This is a genomic window from Achromobacter sp. GD03932 (genome assembly GCF_029839485.1).
Taxonomy (GTDB): Bacteria; Pseudomonadota; Gammaproteobacteria; order Burkholderiales; family Burkholderiaceae_B; genus Achromobacter; species Achromobacter bronchisepticus_A.
Genome location: NZ_JAOCAT010000002.1, coordinates 90710 through 107912, shown reverse-complemented (window position 1 = coordinate 107912; position 17203 = coordinate 90710). Strand labels below are relative to the sequence as shown.

Here is a 17203-nt window from a genome sequence, read left to right as displayed (position 1 = left end):
TTCCATTCGAGTTTCAATGTTCCCGCCGCGCCGGGCCCGCCCGGGCCCGGCGTTCAATCGACCTGCAGGCGCGCCTGTTCCACCAGCGTCTTGGCACCGGCTCTTTCCTTGGCCCAGAACGCCGCAAAGGCTTCGGGCGTGCTGCCCACCAGCGGCGTGTAGATGCGCGCGAAGCGTTCCTGCACTTCCGGCATCTGCAAGGTTTCGCGCAGGGCGCCGGAGAACTTGTCGACGATGGGCTGCGGCGTGCCGGCGGGCATGACCACCGCCTGCCAGGTCGTCACCTTGAAGCCGGGCACGCCGGACTCGGCCACCGTGGGCACGTCGGGCATGTCCGCCACGCGCTGGTCGCCGCTGACGGCGAGCGCGCGCAGCGTGCCTTCCTTGATGAAGGGCGCGGTGGTGGAGCGGCTGTCCACCATGAAGGACAAGCGCCCGGCGATCAGGTCCTGCAGCGCCGGCGCGCTGCCCTTGTAAGGCACGTGCGTCATGGGCGCGTTCAGAGCCAGCGACAACGCGGCGCCCGCCACGTGCATGGAACTGCCATGCCCGGCGGACCCGTACGACAGCCCCGCGTCGGGCTTCTTCGCCGCCTGCACCAGGTCCTGCATGGTCTGGAACGGCGAAGACTTCGGCACCACCACCACCAGCGGCGAATCGGTCAATTGCGTGACCGGCACAAAGGCCTTGCCCGGATCGACCTGCACGCCCTTGTAGAGGTAGGTGTTGATGGCCAACGGCCCGACGTTGGCCCACAGCGCCGTGTAGCCGTCGGGTTCGGCCGTGGCGACTGCCTGGTTGGCGATGTTGCCGTTGGCGCCGGGCTTGTAGATCGGCACCACGGGCTGCCCGAGCTTTTTGGACAGCTCGTCCTGCACCATCTTGAAAGCGATGTCCGAAGCGCCCCCGGGCGCAAAGCCGATGACCATGCGGATGGGCCGGTCGGGCCATTCCGCGTGCGCGCCGGCCGCCAGCATGCAGGCGGCCAGGCCCGAGGCCAGCTTGACGATGAACTTCATGTTGTCTCCTGTGGGCGCCACGCTAGATCGTGGTGTCGTACTTGATGTTCTTGAGCTGCGTGTTTTCGTAGATGGCTTCCAGCCCGCGTTCCTTGCCGATGCCGGACTGCTTGTAGCCGCCGAACGGCGCATCGAACGACGTCCGCAGGCCGGTGTTGATGGCCACGCTGCCCGACTGCAGCCCGCGCGCCATGCGCAGGGCGCGCCCGCCGTCGCGCGTGTACAGCACCGCGGCCAGGCCGTAGCGCGTGTCGTTGGCGATGCGCAGGGCATCGGCCTCGTCGCGAAAGCCGATCACGGATTGCACCGGACCGAAGATCTCGTCCTGCGCGCTCTGCATGCGGGCATGGGAGTTCAGCAGCAGCGTGGGCGGCACGAAGTAGCCCTTGGCCGTATCGCCTTCCAGCTTCATGTTGCCGAAATGGGCGGGCTGCGCGCCCTCTGCCTGCGCCAGCGCCACGTACTTCTCGACACGCTGCTTCTGGGCCGCGCTGACCAGGGGGCCCATCTCGGTCGCCGGATCTGCCGGCGAGCCGATGCGCACGGCGTCCAGGCGCTGCTGCAGCAGGCCAAGGAACTCCTCGCGCACGGATTCCTGCACCAGCAGGCGCGTGCAGGCGATGCAGACCTGGCCGGAATTCTTGATGATGTCGCCCGCGGCCACGGCCGCGGCCTTGTCCAGCGGCGCGTCCTCGAACACGATCAGCGGCGACTTTCCGCCCAGCTCCAGCGTGACGCGCTTGACGTCTGCAGCCGCGGCCGCCTGGATGCGCGCGCCCGTCACGGTGCCGCCAGTGAACGACACCCGTGATACCAACGGATGGGTGACCAGCCGTTCGCCCACCGTGGCGCCCGGGCCGTTGACCACGTTGATCACGCCGGGCGGAAAGCCGGCTTCCTCGAACAATCGCGCCAGCGCCATGGTGGACAGCGGCGTCACTTCAGAGGGTTTGAGGATCACCGTGTTGCCCGCGGCCAGCGCCGGACCAAGCTTGTTGACGGTGAGCGTCATCGGGTAATTCCACGGCATGATGAGCGCGCACACGCCCAGCGGCTCGCGTATCGTGAAATTGAGCACGTCGGCATTGCCCACCGGTATGGTCTCGCCGCGCAGGGCCGGAATGATGCCCGCGAAGTACTCCAGCGACGCCGGCATGCCCTTGAGCGAATCCAGCGAATGCGTGATGGGCTTGCCCACGTTCAGCGTTTCGATCCAGGCGAGCTTTTCGCGGTCGCGCTCGAACAATTCGGCCAGGCGCCGCAGCAGCTTGCCGCGCTGGGCCGGCGTGGTCTTGCGCCAATGCGTTTCAAAGGCGGTGTGCGCGGCCTGCACGGCAGCGTCGACGTCGGCCGCCGATGCCGCGTGCACGCTGGCAAGCACCTGCGCCGTGGCCGGATTGTAGGTATCGAACGTGCTGCCTTCGGCGCCTGCGCGCCAGTTTTTCCCGATCAGCAGTTCATAGGGGCGGGAATCGATGACATCCATGCGGGCGCTCCTTACGCGGCCATTTGCAGGTATAGGGATTGAATTTCTTCCGGCGCGAGGACGCGCGGATTGACGGGCATGGACGCGCTCAGCATGGCCTGGCTGGCCAGCTGCGCGGCGTCCTGCTCAGACAGCGCCAAGCCGGTAAAGCGCAGAGGAATGCCCGCCAGCCGCGCCAGCGACTCGACCGCCACGATCAGGGCCAGGGCGTCCTGCTGCTCGTCGCCCGTTGCGGCCATGCCCAGCGCGCGTGCGGCCTCGGCATAGGGCGCGGCGGCCGTCTGCGCCGTGTGGCGCGCCACCACGCTGAAGATCGGGCCCAGCACTTCCGCATGCGCCATGTGGACGCGCGACTCCAGCGGCGTGCACATGGCGTGCACGGCGTCCACCTTGCTCATGCCGATGGCCAGGCCCGCCATATAGGCGCCCATCTGCATGTCGGCGCGCGCGCGCAGGCTGTCCGGCGCGCGCAGCACGTCGGGCAGCGCCCGCATGCACAGGCGCAAGGCCTGCAAGGCCATGGCCTTGCCGACGGGCGAAGGATCGGTGTTGATCCAGGCGCCCAGCGCATGCAGCACGGCATCGAAGCCGCCCTGCGCGGTGGGGCGCGGCGGCAGGCTGAGCGTGAGTTCGGGCTGCAGCGCCACCAGCGCCGGACGTGCGCGCAGGGAGCGGTACAGGCGCTTGCGCCCGTCGTCGCCCTGGATCAGCGCGGCCGAGCTGCTTTCGCTGCCGGTGCCCGAAGTCGTGGGCACGGCGATGAAAAGCGGATCGGCGGCCTCGGCGGCGGCGTTCAGCCAGGCTTGCCCTCGCGGCGCCTGCAATTCGTCGGCATCGAACCCGCCCGCCAGGCAGGCGTAGACCGCCTTGGCCACGTCGATGGCGCTGCCCCCGCCCACCGCCAGCACACTGGCGCAGCCCTGTTCGCGCGCCACGCGCAACGCGGCGCGCACCTGATCCATGGCGGGATTGGGCACCACGCCGTCATAGACACGCCATTGCAATCCCGGCGCGGCGGCAAGCGCCGCTTCGACGGCGGAGCCCACCGCGCCCCAGGTGCCGGCGTCGGTCACCACCAGCGGCAGGCGCAGGCGCGCGCCCGCGGCCGCCAAGGTTCTGGCCAGGGCGTCCCCGCCCCAATGGCAAACGCCGGGCCAGGCCATCACGCCCTGGGCCTGTAGCGCACAATCCTGCTGACCGCTCATTCGTCCTCCTGATCTTGCATAATTTGCTATGCGAATTTATAATTCATTTAGTGAATTGATCATAAAAAAGGAGCTTGCCCATGTCAAGAGCCTCGCCTCGTGCGCCCAAGAACGACGCCACCGAAGATTCCGCGGAACCCGACCGCCAATTCGTCACCGCGCTGGCCCGCGGGCTCGACATCCTGCGCTGCTTCAGCGCCGAACGGCGCATGCTGGGCACGACGGAGCTGGCCCATCTGACCGGTCTGGCCCAGCCCACCGTATGGCGCCTGTGCCACACCCTGCAAAAGACGGGATTCCTGGCCGCCGTGCCGGGCAAGGACAAGCTGCAACTGGGCATCGCCGCCATCGCGCTGGGCGGCGCGGCGCTGGCGGGGCAGGAAGCGCTGGACGTCATCCGGCCGATGTTGCAGGCGCTGGCCGACCGCTATCAGGTCGCGGTGGCGCTGGGACGGCGCGACGGCGACAGCATCGTCTACCTGCTGCGCTGCCAGGGGAATTCACCGCTGCTGATGAACCTGCGCGTGGGTTCGCGCATACCGCTGTTCCACAGCGCAATCGGCTGGGCCTATCTGGCCTGCTGCTCGGCCGAGGAACGCGAGGCCCTGCTGCAAGAAGCCCGCGCATCCGGCAAGGCCGGCGACGCCGCGGAGCAGCAGGCCATTGCCGACGCCATCGCCCGGTATCCGGAACGCGGCTTCGTCTATCACGAGCGTCCCGCCTATCAGATCAACACCGTCGCCGCCGCCATCGAACTGCCCGCGGGCGAGCGCTACGTGGTCAGCTGCGGCGGCCCCGCGGCGCTGTTGCCGCGGCAACTGATGCTCGATGAAGCCGGCCCCACGCTGCGGCAGCTGGCGCACGAACTGCAGCCCATCCTGCTGATGGGGAGGCACGTGTGAACCAGCCTTTTGCTCCGGCCGTTCCGCAACGCTGGCCCACCCGCATCACCGAACTGATGGGCATACGCTGGCCGCTGCTGCTGGGCGGAATGATGTGGCTGTCGGATGCTCGCCTGGTGGCGGCCATGGTGCGCGCAGGCGGCATGGGATTCATCACCGCGCGCAGCTCGCGCACGGACCAGGACTTCCGCCAGGCGCTGCGCGATTGCGGCGAACTGACGGGCGGCCTGCCATTCGGCGTCAACCTCACGCTGTCCCGCCGCGCGGCCAATAACGAGCCCATGCTGACGCGGCTGCGCATCGCGCTCGACGAAGGCGTGCGCCTGTTCGAAACGGCGGGCCTGCCGCCCACGCCGCTGCTGCCCGCCCTGCGCGATGCCGGCGCCATCGTCATCCACAAGTGCGCGCACGTGCGCCATGCCGTCGCGGCGCAGAACTTGGGCGTGGACGCAGTCACCCTGGTCGGCATGGAAGAAGGCGGCCACCCCGGCAGCAATCAGCTGCCCACGTTCCTCAACGGCGCCTATGCCCTGGAGCAGCTGCGCATTCCGCTGGCGCTGGGCGGCGGCATCGGCCACGGCCGGCAGATCGCCGCGGCGCTGGCGCTGGGCGCCGACGCCGTGGTGATGGGCAGCGTCTTCACGCCGGCGCAGGAAACCCCGGCGCACGCGGCGTACAAGCAGCGCGTGGTCGACACCAGCGAGCACGGCACCCGCGCCGTGCTCGGCAGCCTGGGCGACACCTGGCGCATCCTGGACAATGAAAACGCCCGCAAGGTCGCCGCCCTGGAACTGGCGGGCGCCAACAGCTACGCCGACTTCGGCGAACTGATCAGCGGCGAGCGCACCCAGGCCCTCGCCTACCAGGCGGGCCAGCACGAAGAAGGCATGCTGTCCATGGGCCCGGCGGTGGGCTTTGCCCGCAACATCGAACCGGTGGAAAGCATCGTCCTGCGGTTGCAGCGGGAATGCATGCAGGCCAGCGCGCGCTTCAAGCACATGGTCGATTCCGCCTGAATCCGGTCCCGCGCCAGCGGGCCGTTACATACCCCCGCATCCCTGCCACGCCCCGCGCGCGGCAGGGATTTTTCATGCGCGTGCGCGGCCGCATTCGGCTGCAGATCGAAAACCCGTTATTGCAGCGCCCCGACGGCCGCAGTATCATCAATTCATTAAACGAATTATTAATTCGCAATGCGAATAACAAAACGGATCACCCAAGAATCCGTCCGCGCAACGCAAGCGCGCTCAACCCAGAAAAACAGGAGACAGGAATGAAGTTCAGCAAGATGGTGGCGGCAGCCCTGCTGGCCGCGGGCTTCGCGACGGCGACCTCGGCCGCGGAATGGCCGGACAAGCCGATACGCGCGGTGATCGGATTTGCGCCGGGGGGGCCTTCCGACATCGCGTTCAAGATGATGCAGGACGAGCTGAGCAAGAAGCTCGGCCAGCCCGTCATCCCGGAATACAAGCCTGGCGCCAACGGCAACCTCTCGCTGCTGGCCGCGGCCAGCGCGCCCGCCGACGGCTACACCATCCTCTGGACCAACGCGGCCACCATCGCCGTCAACCAGTACCTGTACAAGGATCTGAAGATCGACCCGGCCCAGGCCTTCGCCCCCGTCGCGCAATTGACCGATTCGCCGCTGGTGGTGGTGGTGCCCAAGGATTCGCCCTACCAGACCATGGCTGACCTGATCAAGGCGATCAAGGCGGACAAGCAGGCGACCATCACCTACGGATCGCCGGGCTACGGCAGTTCGGCGCACACCGCGGCCTCCTCGCTCGCGCTGGCCTTGAACACCAAGCTCACGCACGTGCCGTACAAAGGCAGCGCGCCCGCGCTGCAAGACCTGATCGCCGGACGGCTGACCTTCATGATCGACAGCCGTTCCAGCTCCCTGCCCTACATCAAGGACGGCATGCTGCGCCCCCTGGCGGTCAGCGGCGCCGCCCGCGTCAAGGATCTGCCGGACCTGCCGACCATCGCCGAATCCGGCGTTCCGGGCTTCAAGGTCACCACCTGGCAGGCCGTGGTCGTCCCCGCCGGCACCCCCAAGCCCATCATCGACAAGCTGGCCCGCGCGCTGGAAGAAACCGCCGCCATGCCCATCGTGCAGGAACGCTTCGAACGCATCGCCACTCCGCTGGTCAGCAGCTCGCCCGAGGCGTTCGCCAAATTCTGGGCGGAGCACCGCGAGGCCACCCGCGACCTGGTGGAACGCGCCAACCTGAAGCTGGAGTAAACGCATGAGCAACATCGACCTGACGCCCGAACAACAGGAGCTGCAGCACAGCATCCGCCGCTTCATGCTGGCGGAAGTGGCGCCCGTCGTCGCGCAGCACGAAAAGGCGCGGACCTTTCCGTTCGAACTGATGCCCAAGCTGGCGGAGCTGGGCTACCTCGGCGGCAACCTGCCGGAAGACCAGGGCGGACACGGCATCGACATGCCCACCTGGGCCATGATGATGGAAGAACTGGGCTACCACTGGCTGTCGCTGCGCACCATCGTCAATATCACCAACGGTTCCATCAAGCGCCTGGCCGCCCACGGTTCGCCGGCGCAGAAAGAGAAGTACCTCAAGCCGCTCATGGCCGGCCGCCTCAAGGCCTGCACCGGCCTGACGGAGCCGAACACCGGCTCCAACATCGCCGGCATCCAGACGCGCGCCGACCTGGTCGGCGACGAGTGGGTGCTGAACGGCCGCAAGCTGTGGATCACCAACGGCTGCGACGCGGACTTCGCCATGGTGGTGGCGCGCACCTACAGCCCCACCTGCGAAGGCAAGCTGTCGACCTTCATCGTCGAACGCGCCCTGGCCAACTATGACGTGCGCAAGCTCGACACCATGGTGCTGCGCTGCACCGGCACGGCCGAACTAGGCTTCGCCGATGTACGCATCCCCAGGGAAAACCTGGTCGGCGTGGAAGGCGCGGCGCTCGCCGGCACGCTCAAGGGCCTGGACGCCGCGCGCCTGAACATCGCCATGGGCGCCGTCGGCGCCGCGCAGGCGGCCCTGGACATGTCCATCGACTATGCCAAGCAGCGCGAGCAGTTCGGCCGCCCCATCGGCAGCTTCCAGCTGGTGCAGAAGCACATCGTCGACATGACGGTCCGCGTCGAAGCGGCGCGCGCGCTGGGCATGCGCGCGGCCCATGCGCTGGAAGCGGGCAAGGACGTGCGCCAGGCCTGCTCCATCGCCAAGCTCTACGCCACCGAGGCCGCCCACGAAGTGGCCAACATGGCGCTGCAAGTGCATGGCGGGCTGGGCTACTCGGAGGAGTATCCGATCGAGCGCATCTTCCGCGATACGCGCGGCGGCATGATTCCCGAAGGCACGACGGAGATCCAGACGCTGATCGCGGGGCGGGAGATTCTGGGGATGAACGCGATAGCCTGATGGGGAGCGCGCCCGCCCTCAGGCATCCCGCTCATGATTGGTGATGAAGTCCGGCGGCAACGCCGGACCCCACACATACAGCGAATCCTCCGGCGGATAATCCGCCGACGGCCACTGCTGTCCTTCGGCGATGAAGTCGATGTCGTACGAATACTCGGCGTAGCTGCCCCAGGGATCGCGCACATAGCGGAAGTAGTTCGAACCCAACACATGCCGGCCCACGCCCCAACCGTCCGCATACCCCGCCGCGCCCATCTGCTCCATGCCCTGCCCCACCGCATCGATGGACGGCACGCACCAGCTGCTGTGATGCAGGCCCAGGCCATGCGACTTGGCCAGCGCAATCAGGTGGTGATCGCTGCCGTGCGGACTGTGGATGAAGGCGATGACATCGCCCGAGGTATCCGACACGCGCAGGCCGAGCGCATCCACGTAGAACCGCGTGGCCCTGACCACGTCGGCGCTGAACAACAGGATGTGCGACAGGTACAACGGCCGCACCTGCCGCACCTGGCTGCGCGCGGGCGCGCGGCCGGCGCCGCTGCTGGCCTGGGGCGGCTCTTGCGGCGCGGGGGCCGACGGTGAAGACTTGGCTGCAATCCGCAATTGCAGGGCCAGCCCGTCGGGCGCCTCAATCCAGAGCCCTGCGGGGTCGGCGCCCTGCGGCGCGTCGCGGCGGGCGATACCCTGGCGGTCCAGATGCACGGCGAACCGTTCCAGGTCGTCCGCGTGGATCCCCATGCTTACCCACAGCAGGCGCTTGCGCGCGCCCCGCAAGATGCGCGCCCAGCGGTGCGGATGGCCATGGGTGTACAACGCCAGGCAGCCGCCTTCATCCCGCACGTCCAGGCCGAAGCTCGAATAGAAGCGCCTGGCCTCTTCGAGATCGGGAACGCTGAACACGAACTCGTCCACCGAGTGCACGGCGAGCGGCGCTGTCTGCGCATTCGATTGCATGTCTGTCTCCAAGAATCTTGTTCTGGTTCTGGCAGGCTGCCCTGCCTTCACTGCTCGACGGCGACCTTCTGCGCCAGGCCCTGGTACAGCGCCGTCTCCGTCTGGTAGAAGTCCCGCATGTCCGCCACCGAGTTCTGCGCCACCAGCTCCATGCCGGTGGAAACAACATACTCGCGAAACGCGGCGTCTTCCATGGCCTGGACGATCGCGCGGTTCAGGCTGGCAACGGTCGCGTCCGGTGTCTTGGCCGGCACCAGGAAGGCGATCCACGTGCCGTACACGAAATCCCGCAGCTTTTCGCTGGATGCGGACAAGGGCGGCACTTGGGGCAGCTTGGGGCTGGGCGCGGCGCCGGTCGTGGCGTAGGCCCGGATACGGCCGGACTCGATCAGGTCCAGCGTCGACCCGCCCAGCGGCAGGAAGCTCAGTTCTATCTGCCCGCCCATCAGGTCCTGCGTGACGGGCGGAACGCCCCGGTAGACGACGTGGTTGAGCTTGAACTGGCTTTGCCGCGCCCATTGCTCGCCCAATAGGTGGATCATCGAGCCCGGACCGATGTGCCCGAAGTTCAGTCCCTTGTCCCCCTGGGCCTGCGCCAGCTGGGTCAGTTCGCCCAGGTTCTTGGCCGCCAGCGCGTTGCCGCCCGTCAGGATGTAGGGCAGCCGCGCCACCACCGCCACCGCGCGCAGGTTCTCCGCCCGATACTTCACATGCTGCATCGTGGCCGGGGTCAGGATGGGTTCGGTCTGGGACGCGATCAACAGCATGCGTCCGTCCGCCGGCGCATTCAACACCCGTTGCGTGCCGATGGAACCGCCCGCCCCCGGTTGGTTCTCGACGATGATGGTCCTGCCCAGCGCGGCCTGCAGCAGCGGCTGCAGCTTGCGCGCGACGCCGTCCGTGGGATTGCCCACCGGCTGCGGAACGACAATGGAGACGGGCGGCGCGTCGGCCTGGGCGTGGGCGTTCACGCACGCCAGGATGCCGATCAGGAACTGCAGGCTCGCGGTCACGCCGCTACGCAGTGCTTTCATTGCTGGCCTTTCTGGTTGGACTCGTTGGAAAGCCGAAGCTGCCGGGGATCAAAGATCCTCGCTACGGCATCACTCAAGCTGCAGGCGCGACACCATGGGGCCGAACTGGGCGAACTGACTTTTCAGCAAAGCGCTCATCTGCTCGGGACTGGAACCGCTGGCCTCGGCGCCCAGCTCGGCGAGGCGCTGGCGGATGGCGGGCTGCTGAACAGCCTTGGATACGGCCTGGCCGATGCGCGCCACGACGGCGTCGGGCGTCTGCGCCGGCGCGAGCAAACCGTTCCATCCCTCGGTATCGATGCCGGTAAAACCCAGTTCGCTGGCGGTGGGCGTGTCCGGCAGGGACGGCGAGCGTTGCGGCGACGTGACTGCCAGCGCGGTCAGGGAGCCGGCCCGGATGTCGCTCAAAGACGAAGACAATTGGTCGCCGCCCATCTGGATGCGGCCCGCCAGCATTTCGCCCTTCAAGGGCGCCGCGCCCTTGAAGGGCACGTGCGTCATGGACGCGCCCGTCTGCTCCTGGAACCACATGCCGAACACGTGGATGTACGAACCGGGTCCCGTGGAGCCGTAGGCGTAGTGGGTGGAAGGATTCTTCTTGAGCAGGTCGGCGAACTCCTTCAGGTTGCGGGCCGGCACCGAAGGCGTGGACGTGATGACCAATGGCACGTTGGCCACCACGCTCACGCTGCGCAGGTCGGCCAGGGGATCGAAGTTGAGCCGTTTTGCGCCCTGCGCCACCAGGGCGGCCAGCGGATAGGAGATGTTGGCCATCAACACCGTGTAGCCGTCGGGCGCCGCCTTGGCGACGGCATCCGCGCCCAGCAGCCCGCCCACGCCCGGGCGGTTCTCGACCACCACGGGCTGCCCCAGCTCCTGCGACATGGGCGTTGCGATCAGCCGCGCGATCAGGTCGGTGGTTCCGCCTGCGGCAAACGGCACCACGATCTTCACTGGCCGCGTCGGCCATTCCGCGGCGCCGGCCACACCCAGGCTGGATGCCAGGCCCGCGGCCAACAACAGCCTGGCCCAACGGCGCCGGGCGGGATTGCTCACGGATGACTTCACAAAAGCAGTTGCGATTCGCATGTCTGGAGTTCCAAGAGTAGATCGTGGCCGTACGCCCCGGCGCGCCGATGGCGCCGGGACCGCTGCAGGCGTGGCGACAAACCTAGGCGGACTTCGCCTCGTCGCGGATGCGGTTGCGCAGCGTGCCGATGCGCTCGATATCCACCTCTACCGTGTCGCCGTCCTTCATGTAGAGCTTGGGCGTGCGCCCGAAGCCCACGCCCGCGGGGGTGCCGGAGAAAATGATGTCCCCAGCCTGCAAGGTAATGGCCTCGCTGACGGTCGAGATCACGGTGGCCACATCGAACAGCATGTCGCTGGTGTTGGACGATTGCATGGTCTCGCCATTGAGGCGGGTTTCGATCCGCAAACCGCTGCCGCCGGCCGGCAGCTCGTCGGCCGTGACCACGTACGGCCCCCAGGTTCCCGTGCCGTCGAAGTTCTTGCCCACCGTCCACTGCGGCGACTTGAACTGGTATTCGCGCACCGAGATCTCATTGCCCACGGCGTAGCCGAACACGTGGTCCAGCGCCTGTTCCTTGGCGATCCTGCGTCCGCCCTTGCCCAGCACCACGACCATTTCGCCCTCGTAGTCCAGCGTATCGCTGATGGCCGGACGCTCCACCACGGCGTCATGCGCGCCCAGGCTGGTCGACACGCGCAAGAACAGCGTCGGGTAATCGGGCTGGTCGTACGGGCTTTCCTTGGTGTGGTCGGCGTAGTTCAAGCCGACGCACAGGATCTTGGGAGGTTCGATCGACGGCGACAGAAAGGTCGCGGTGGCCGGATCGATGAACTGCGTGGCCGCGGCGGCCAGGCGCTCCAAATCGGCCAGCGTCTTGCCCTGGCGCAGCAGCGTGCCCAGATCGACGCCCGGAGCGGACAGCAGCGCCAGGCGGCCCTGCACGAGTGCGGCGGCGCGAGGAGCGCCGTCGATTTGTAGGGTGGCCAGTTTCACGAGATCTCCTGATGGGTGAGGGTTGGACGAAGAATATTTAATCTACCAAAATATATATATTCTGGTTTTCCCTGGATAACTTGAGCTTCATAGATAAAAACTTTATCGTTTCGCATGACTTCCGTTTCCACCCCATTCCGGACCGCGGCATCGGCCCTGGCCAATGACATCCGCGCAGACATCATCACGGGCAGCCTGCCCCCGGGAGCACGTCTGCGCATCAAGGATCTCTGCGAACGCTACGACAGCGGGGCGATTCCGCTGCGAGAGGCGCTGTCGCGCCTGGCGACCAGCGGATTCGTGATCGCGGAAGACCAGCGCGGTTTCCGCGTGGCGGACGTCTCGGCGGAAGAATTGCTGGACATCACCGAAACCCGCATCCACATCGAATGCGAAGCGCTGCGCCGCGCCATCGCGCGCGGCAGCCTGGACTGGGAAGAGCGGCTGGCCGGCGCGCACTACCGCCTGAGCCGCCTGCCCCTGCACGCGGCGGACGGCTCCGGCTTGTCGGCTGAATGGGAACAAGCGCATTCCGCTTTCCATTCGGCGCTGATCAGCGGCAGCGATTCGAAGTCGCTCATCGCCATCGCCGAACTGCTGCGCGACCAGACGGCGCGCTACCGCTACCTGTCGGTACAGCTGAATGCCGGCGCCAAGAACGCCGCCTCCCCAAAGAAGGGCAAGGAACGCAACGTCGCCGACGAACACCGCAAACTGCTGGACGCCGCGCTGGCCCGCGACGCCGACACCGCCGCCGAGCTGCTGGCCCAACACCTGCGCCAGACCACCCAGCTGGTGCTGGCGCAAATTCCCAGCCACTAGCAAACGCCCCGCCCTGCGCCGGGCCGTCGGCCTCCCAGGGAGCAGCGCCGCTACTCACGTCAAAATCTCAACCTACCAAAAGTAAGTTACTATCGGTAGGTTAATTATTTTGATGGAGCGTAGATGCCATGCATGCGCTAATCGTTGTTGCACATCCCGATCCCGCGTCGCTGACCCACGCGGTGGCGCGACAGGTCGCGGCAGGCATTTCCGCTGCCGATGCCGGACTCACATTCGAAGTCGCCGACCTGGCCGCGGAAGGCTTTGACCCGCGGTTCACCCAGCCGGACGTGGCGTTGGCCATGGGCAAGGGGGACGCCCTGCCGGAAGTCGCCGCGGAACATGCACGGCTCGAACGCGCGGATGCGCTGGTGCTGGTCTACCCCGTGTACTGGTGGTCCTTCCCGGGCCTGCTCAAGGGCTGGATCGACCGGGTGTTCACCCAAGGCTGGGCCTACGAAGACACGGACGGCAAGCTGGTCAAGAAGCTGCAACGCCTCGACGTGCACCTGGTCGCGCTGGGCGGCGCCAACCAGCGCACCTACGCGCGGCACGGCTACTTCGGCGCCATGAAGACGCAGATCGACCACGGCATCTTCGGCTACTGCGGCGCCAACGTGGTCACGTCTGAATTGCTGCTGCCGTCGGACGCGGGCTTTCCCGCCGCGCATCTCGACGCCGCCCGGACCCTAGGCCAGAAGATCTTCTCCTCGCGTGCTGTAATCCGCGAGGAGGAAGTCGAATCATGACCGCAAAAACACCAAGCCCCGCCAAAGCCGCCCCCCAGCGCCGCCTGTCGCGCGACGAGCGCCAGCGCCAACTGCTGGACGTCGCCTGGAAACTGATCAGCGACGAAGGCACGGACGCCCTGACCCTGGGGCGGCTGGCCGCGGAAGCGGGCATCACCAAGCCCGTGGCCTACGACCACTTCGGCACGCGCAACGGTTTGCTGGTGGCGCTGTATCAGGACTTCGACGTCCGCCAGACCGCGCTCATCGACGCGGCGATCGCCGCCAGCAAGCCGGCCTTGAAGGAAAAGGCCCGGGTCATCGCCGCAGGCTACATCGAATGCGTCATGACGCAGGGACGCGAAATACCCGGCGTGCTGGCCGCGCTGGGCGGCTCCCCGGAACTGACTGCGGTAAAGCATCAATACCAACAGGCCTTCATCAAGAAATGCCAAGCCATACTTGCGCCTTATGCCGGACCCGCGGGAGTTTCGCTGGCCGGCATGTGGGCGATGCTGGGCGCGGCTGACGGCCTGGCGCACGCGGCTGTGGCCCAGGACATCAGCGTGGATCAGGCGCGCGACGAGTTGACGGATACCATCGTGGCGATGGTCAAGCGCAGCAAATAATTCAGCGCAGCGGCATCGCCACCGGACGCAGCGGCGCCGCATCGCCGCCGCGGATCTTCAGCGGCCCGCCGATGAAGGCGAATTCATAGACCTGGTCGCGCGACAGCTCGTCCAGTGCCGCCAGCTCGATGATGGGCACGCCCTTCTGCGCCAGCAGATAGGTATGCAGCGGCACATAGTCGTCGGACACCTCCGACGGGAAGGTCTCGAAACTGAGGTTGTCCGCCCCCAGAATCATGGCGCCGCCCTCCTCGACCAGATAACGCGCAGCGTCCAGGCCCATGCCCGGCGGCTTGGCCATGTAGGCCGCCGGATCGTTGTACAGCTTCATGCGGCCGGTGCGGATCAGGACAATGTCGCCCTCGCGCAGCTCGGTCTTCTGGCGCGCCAGCGCGGCTTTCAGGTCCTGTCGGGTAATGCGGTACTGGTCGGGCAGCATCTCCACGCCCTTGAGCGCGGCCACGTCGATCAATACGCCGCGCGCCACCAGCGGCGGGAACTTCTCGATGCCCGTGCGCTTCCAGCCGCGGTCCCCCAGATGCTCGTCGGCGCGAAAGCCGTTCCAGATCTTGCCGTGGATGCCGAAATGGTTGAGCGCATCGATGTGCGTACCGGTGTGGCTATACATCGAGAACGCCGTGCCGGTGTAGCTGCGCATCGCGTTCATGTCCTTGCCCACGCCCATGGGGTCGTCGACTTCGGTGCCGCGCGGCGTGTGCGTCATCCAGAACTGGTAGTGCGGATCGCCCGCGTCCTGCCAACTGGGCATGCCCACGTAGTATTCCGTGGCCAGGTCATAGACCTTGCCGCCGGCCACGCGCGACATGACCGCGGCGCGCGATTCGGGCGTGATCAGGTTAAGGCGGCCGATCTCATCGTCCGGCCCCCAGGGGCTGATGCCCACTTGCTGTCCGGAGGCAGGCGCGCGGGCGGGTGCGCCGTGCGCGAGTACGTTGAAGCTCAAGGCGGCGCCCAGCGCCAGGCCAAGAAGTTTGCGGGTGTAGCGGATAGTCATGATGCACCTTGTGCGTGTGGTTTCCGTCCTGCGGACGGAAAAATGGAAAGAAGGAAAACGTGGGCGGCGCCCCGATGCGCGGCGATCAAGCCTCGACTGCGGGCATCAGCACCCGCAGCCTGTCCCGCAGATCGGCCGTGGACATGGTGTGCAGGCGGGCCCGGTGCGGCCCGGCGATCAACGTGGGAATGGAGTCGATGGCCAGCCGCGCGGCGGCGGCGCGATCGGCCTGCACGCGCTGCAAAACCTCGCCGCCCCGCATGAAGGCGGCAAATTCGCCCCGGTCATGGCCCAGCCCGGCGGCGATATCCAACAGCACCGCGCTATCGCCGACGTTGCGGTGCTCGCTCAAGTGGGCATGCTGGATCGCGTCGAACATGTCCCAATGGCCCGCGTCGCCGGCCAGCAGATGCGCGGCCTGGCAAGCCAGCGCCCCGGCCATCCCGCTGGGATAATCGAATGATTCGGCGCGCATGCCCTCGACGTCGATGCGCGGCTGGTCTTCATGGCGGGCGCAGGCTTCCCAATGGCCCAGGATCACCTGCTTGGCGCGCGGCATCGAGCCGAACACCTGGCACATCTGTTCAGGCGATTCTTGCAGCACGAAGCTGCGCTGGCGCACGGCAATGCCCAGTTCGGCCGCGACCTGGCGCAGGCGGGGAGACATGACATAGCACCAGCCGCAAACCACGTCATGGAAGAAGTCCACGGTCAGCGGCGCGGCGGGTGCGTAATTGGAGGTCGAAGTCATGATGGCGTCCATCTCGTTTCAATGGACGCCAGCTTAAGGACGGGCCGGCGCGGGAGTAAGGTGTCCGCCGGCAGGACTTTATTAGCTGCGCGTCAACAATCGCCGCGCATGGCCGCCGGCAGATGCTCCGCCATGAAATCCACAAAGGCCTTGACCTTGGGCTGCAGGTGGCGGCTGGTCGGATAGACCGCGTAGACATGGCGAGGCGCGGCGGGTTGTTGGGGCAAAACGCGCACCAGCCTGCCGCTGGCGATGGCGGGCGCGGCCAGGAACGACGGCAAGGCGCCTATGCCCAGCCCCTCTTCCAGCAGGTCCCGCAGCATCAGGCTGTTGTTGACCTGCACCAGCGCGGGTCCGGCCAACGGATCCGCCTGCTGGCCCGCATCCTCGTCCGCAACCGCGCCAGGGCTTTCGGCCAAGGTATAGCTGAGGATGTCATGCCCGCGCAGCGCGTCCACGCTCTCCGGACGGCCGCGGCTGTCGAGGTAGGACGGCGCCGCGCACAGCACCTGCGTCAGCGACGCCAGCCGGCGCGCGATCAAGGAAGAATCGTCCAGCTGCGCGCGCAGCCGTATCGACACGTCAAAACCCTGCCCAACCGCATCGACCAACCGGTCTTCCATCGCCAGGTCCAGGCGCAGTTCCGGATACTGGCGCAGAAAGCGCGCCAGCAGCGGCGACAGCACGCTCAAGGCAAACGAGACCGGCGCGTTCACGCGCAGCCGCCCCGACACCAGGCGGGACTCCCGCTTGACGGATTTTTCCAGCGCGTCCAGTTCATCCAGCAGCCGGCAGCATTCGGCGTAATAGGCCGCGCCCGTGTCGGTCAGGCTCATCTTGCGGGTGGTCCGCTGGATCAGCACGGCGCCCAGGTGAGCTTCTAACGCGCGCAGCTGCTTGCTGAGGCCGGCGGAGGACATATCCAGGTCCTCCGCCGCCTTGGCCAGGCTGCCGAGTTCCACGATGCGCCGGAAGGCGCGCATGTAGTTGAAGGTGTCCATAAAGGTAACGAATAGAGACGAATTCCCAGATTTTCCAGGCATATCGGACATTTTCCAAACGAGGGACTCCAGTGCGACCAGCCCGGCCCGCGCCGCGGTGCATTTATCATCAAACCTGCAGCGGCGTTGCGACCGCGATCGCGCGCCGCCCTTTTTTACCGAGGTCACACAGGAGATTCTCTAGTGGCGAGATCCGCAACGACAGCATCGACAGCATTCTTCCGCCT

17 protein-coding genes are annotated in these 17203 nt (G+C 66.9%); 7 read left to right on the top strand and 10 right to left on the bottom strand.

Annotated features, from left to right (window positions below):
- Nucleotides 1-53 precede the first annotated feature (53 nt).
- The 3 genes from N5C88_RS02205 to N5C88_RS02195 are packed head-to-tail and all read right to left on the bottom strand — an operon-like array spanning nucleotide 54 to nucleotide 3710.
- On the bottom strand, nucleotides 54-1019 hold the full coding sequence (locus tag N5C88_RS02205; protein WP_118931312.1) for a tripartite tricarboxylate transporter substrate binding protein: 966 nt from the start codon (nucleotides 1017-1019) through the stop codon (nucleotides 54-56).
- A gap of 22 nt (nucleotides 1020-1041) precedes the next feature.
- Nucleotides 1042-2505, bottom strand: a complete 1464-nt coding sequence (locus N5C88_RS02200) for an aldehyde dehydrogenase family protein (RefSeq protein ID WP_280014580.1) — start codon at nucleotides 2503-2505, stop codon at nucleotides 1042-1044.
- A gap of 11 nt (nucleotides 2506-2516) precedes the next feature.
- Nucleotides 2517-3710, bottom strand: a complete 1194-nt coding sequence (locus N5C88_RS02195) for an iron-containing alcohol dehydrogenase (RefSeq protein WP_059371454.1) — start codon at nucleotides 3708-3710, stop codon at nucleotides 2517-2519.
- 80 nt (nucleotides 3711-3790) lie between these two features.
- Between N5C88_RS02195 and N5C88_RS02190 the strand changes: the two genes are divergently transcribed.
- The 4 genes from N5C88_RS02190 (at nucleotide 3791) to N5C88_RS02175 (ending at nucleotide 8013) form a co-directional block, all read left to right on the top strand.
- A complete protein-coding gene (locus N5C88_RS02190; protein ID WP_251879314.1) occupies nucleotides 3791-4612 on the top strand; it encodes an IclR family transcriptional regulator in 822 nt (273 codons plus the stop codon).
- On the top strand, nucleotides 4609-5628 hold the full coding sequence (locus N5C88_RS02185; RefSeq protein WP_280014577.1) for a nitronate monooxygenase: 1020 nt from the start codon (nucleotides 4609-4611) through the stop codon (nucleotides 5626-5628). Before N5C88_RS02190 ends, N5C88_RS02185 begins: the two co-directional genes overlap by 4 nt.
- 257 nt (nucleotides 5629-5885) lie before the next feature.
- Complete coding sequence (locus N5C88_RS02180; RefSeq protein WP_280014576.1) at nucleotides 5886-6857, top strand: tripartite tricarboxylate transporter substrate binding protein; 972 nt, start codon at nucleotides 5886-5888, stop codon at nucleotides 6855-6857.
- A gap of 4 nt (nucleotides 6858-6861) precedes the next feature.
- On the top strand, nucleotides 6862-8013 hold the full coding sequence (locus N5C88_RS02175) for an acyl-CoA dehydrogenase family protein (RefSeq protein ID WP_118931317.1): 1152 nt from the start codon (nucleotides 6862-6864) through the stop codon (nucleotides 8011-8013).
- A gap of 18 nt (nucleotides 8014-8031) precedes the next feature.
- Here N5C88_RS02175 and N5C88_RS02170 read toward each other — a convergent pair whose 3' ends face one another.
- The 4 genes from N5C88_RS02170 to N5C88_RS02155 form a co-directional block, all read right to left on the bottom strand.
- Nucleotides 8032-8970, bottom strand: coding sequence for a VOC family protein (locus tag N5C88_RS02170; protein ID WP_280014575.1), 939 nt, complete (start codon nucleotides 8968-8970; stop codon nucleotides 8032-8034).
- A gap of 47 nt (nucleotides 8971-9017) precedes the next feature.
- Entirely contained in the window at nucleotides 9018-10004 is a 987-nt protein-coding gene (locus N5C88_RS02165) for a tripartite tricarboxylate transporter substrate binding protein (protein ID WP_118931319.1), read from the bottom strand.
- Nucleotides 10005-10073: 69 nt separating this feature from the next.
- A complete protein-coding gene (locus N5C88_RS02160) occupies nucleotides 10074-11060 on the bottom strand; it encodes a tripartite tricarboxylate transporter substrate binding protein (RefSeq protein ID WP_280014574.1) in 987 nt (328 codons plus the stop codon).
- Nucleotides 11061-11175: 115 nt separating this feature from the next.
- The gene (locus N5C88_RS02155; protein WP_118931321.1) at nucleotides 11176-12030 is read right to left on the bottom strand and encodes a fumarylacetoacetate hydrolase family protein; all 855 of its coding nucleotides are present in this window, start codon (nucleotides 12028-12030) and stop codon (nucleotides 11176-11178) included.
- A 114-nt stretch (nucleotides 12031-12144) separates the two neighbouring features.
- On the opposite strand from N5C88_RS02155, the gene N5C88_RS02150 reads away from it, so the two are divergent.
- The 3 genes from N5C88_RS02150 to N5C88_RS02140 all read left to right on the top strand — a co-directional run bounded on the left by N5C88_RS02150 (nucleotide 12145) and on the right by N5C88_RS02140 (nucleotide 14209).
- Complete coding sequence (locus N5C88_RS02150; protein WP_280014573.1) at nucleotides 12145-12852, top strand: FCD domain-containing protein; 708 nt, start codon at nucleotides 12145-12147, stop codon at nucleotides 12850-12852.
- A gap of 128 nt (nucleotides 12853-12980) precedes the next feature.
- The gene (locus N5C88_RS02145; protein ID WP_118931323.1) at nucleotides 12981-13601 is read left to right on the top strand and encodes an NAD(P)H-dependent oxidoreductase; all 621 of its coding nucleotides are present in this window, start codon (nucleotides 12981-12983) and stop codon (nucleotides 13599-13601) included.
- Entirely contained in the window at nucleotides 13598-14209 is a 612-nt protein-coding gene (locus N5C88_RS02140; RefSeq protein WP_280014572.1) for a TetR/AcrR family transcriptional regulator, read from the top strand. Before N5C88_RS02145 ends, N5C88_RS02140 begins: the two co-directional genes overlap by 4 nt.
- Nucleotide 14210: 1 nt before the next feature.
- On the opposite strand, the gene N5C88_RS02135 is transcribed toward N5C88_RS02140, so the two are convergent.
- The 3 genes from N5C88_RS02135 to N5C88_RS02125 form a co-directional block, all read right to left on the bottom strand.
- The gene (locus tag N5C88_RS02135) at nucleotides 14211-15224 is read right to left on the bottom strand and encodes a cyclase family protein (protein ID WP_059371442.1); all 1014 of its coding nucleotides are present in this window, start codon (nucleotides 15222-15224) and stop codon (nucleotides 14211-14213) included.
- 85 nt (nucleotides 15225-15309) lie between these two features.
- Nucleotides 15310-15987 (bottom strand): DsbA family protein, encoded by a 678-nt coding sequence (locus N5C88_RS02130; protein WP_251879300.1) that lies wholly within the window; start codon nucleotides 15985-15987, stop codon nucleotides 15310-15312.
- Nucleotides 15988-16067: 80 nt separating this feature from the next.
- A complete protein-coding gene (locus tag N5C88_RS02125; protein ID WP_118931325.1) occupies nucleotides 16068-16976 on the bottom strand; it encodes a LysR family transcriptional regulator in 909 nt (302 codons plus the stop codon).
- Nucleotides 16977-17203: the final 227 nt, after the last annotated feature.

What these genes read in the sequence shown, in the direction of transcription:
- N5C88_RS02205 (WP_118931312.1), bottom strand. Translation starts at nt 1,019, where the DNA reads ATGAAGTTCATCGTCAAGCTGGCCTCGGGCCTGGCCGCCTGCATGCTG.
- N5C88_RS02200 (WP_280014580.1), bottom strand. Translation starts at nt 2,505, where the DNA reads ATGGATGTCATCGATTCCCGCCCCTATGAACTGCTGATCGGGAAAAAC.
- N5C88_RS02195 (WP_059371454.1), bottom strand. Translation starts at nt 3,710, where the DNA reads ATGAGCGGTCAGCAGGATTGTGCGCTACAGGCCCAGGGCGTGATGGCC.
- N5C88_RS02190 (WP_251879314.1), top strand. Translation starts at nt 3,791, where the DNA reads ATGTCAAGAGCCTCGCCTCGTGCGCCCAAGAACGACGCCACCGAAGAT.
- N5C88_RS02180 (WP_280014576.1), top strand. Translation starts at nt 5,886, where the DNA reads ATGAAGTTCAGCAAGATGGTGGCGGCAGCCCTGCTGGCCGCGGGCTTC.
- N5C88_RS02175 (WP_118931317.1), top strand. Translation starts at nt 6,862, where the DNA reads ATGAGCAACATCGACCTGACGCCCGAACAACAGGAGCTGCAGCACAGC.
- N5C88_RS02170 (WP_280014575.1), bottom strand. Translation starts at nt 8,970, where the DNA reads ATGCAATCGAATGCGCAGACAGCGCCGCTCGCCGTGCACTCGGTGGAC.
- N5C88_RS02165 (WP_118931319.1), bottom strand. Translation starts at nt 10,004, where the DNA reads ATGAAAGCACTGCGTAGCGGCGTGACCGCGAGCCTGCAGTTCCTGATC.
- N5C88_RS02150 (WP_280014573.1), top strand. Translation starts at nt 12,145, where the DNA reads ATGACTTCCGTTTCCACCCCATTCCGGACCGCGGCATCGGCCCTGGCC.
- N5C88_RS02145 (WP_118931323.1), top strand. Translation starts at nt 12,981, where the DNA reads ATGCATGCGCTAATCGTTGTTGCACATCCCGATCCCGCGTCGCTGACC.
- N5C88_RS02140 (WP_280014572.1), top strand. Translation starts at nt 13,598, where the DNA reads ATGACCGCAAAAACACCAAGCCCCGCCAAAGCCGCCCCCCAGCGCCGC.
- N5C88_RS02135 (WP_059371442.1), bottom strand. Translation starts at nt 15,224, where the DNA reads ATGACTATCCGCTACACCCGCAAACTTCTTGGCCTGGCGCTGGGCGCC.
- N5C88_RS02130 (WP_251879300.1), bottom strand. Translation starts at nt 15,987, where the DNA reads ATGGACGCCATCATGACTTCGACCTCCAATTACGCACCCGCCGCGCCG.
- N5C88_RS02125 (WP_118931325.1), bottom strand. Translation starts at nt 16,976, where the DNA reads ATGGACACCTTCAACTACATGCGCGCCTTCCGGCGCATCGTGGAACTC.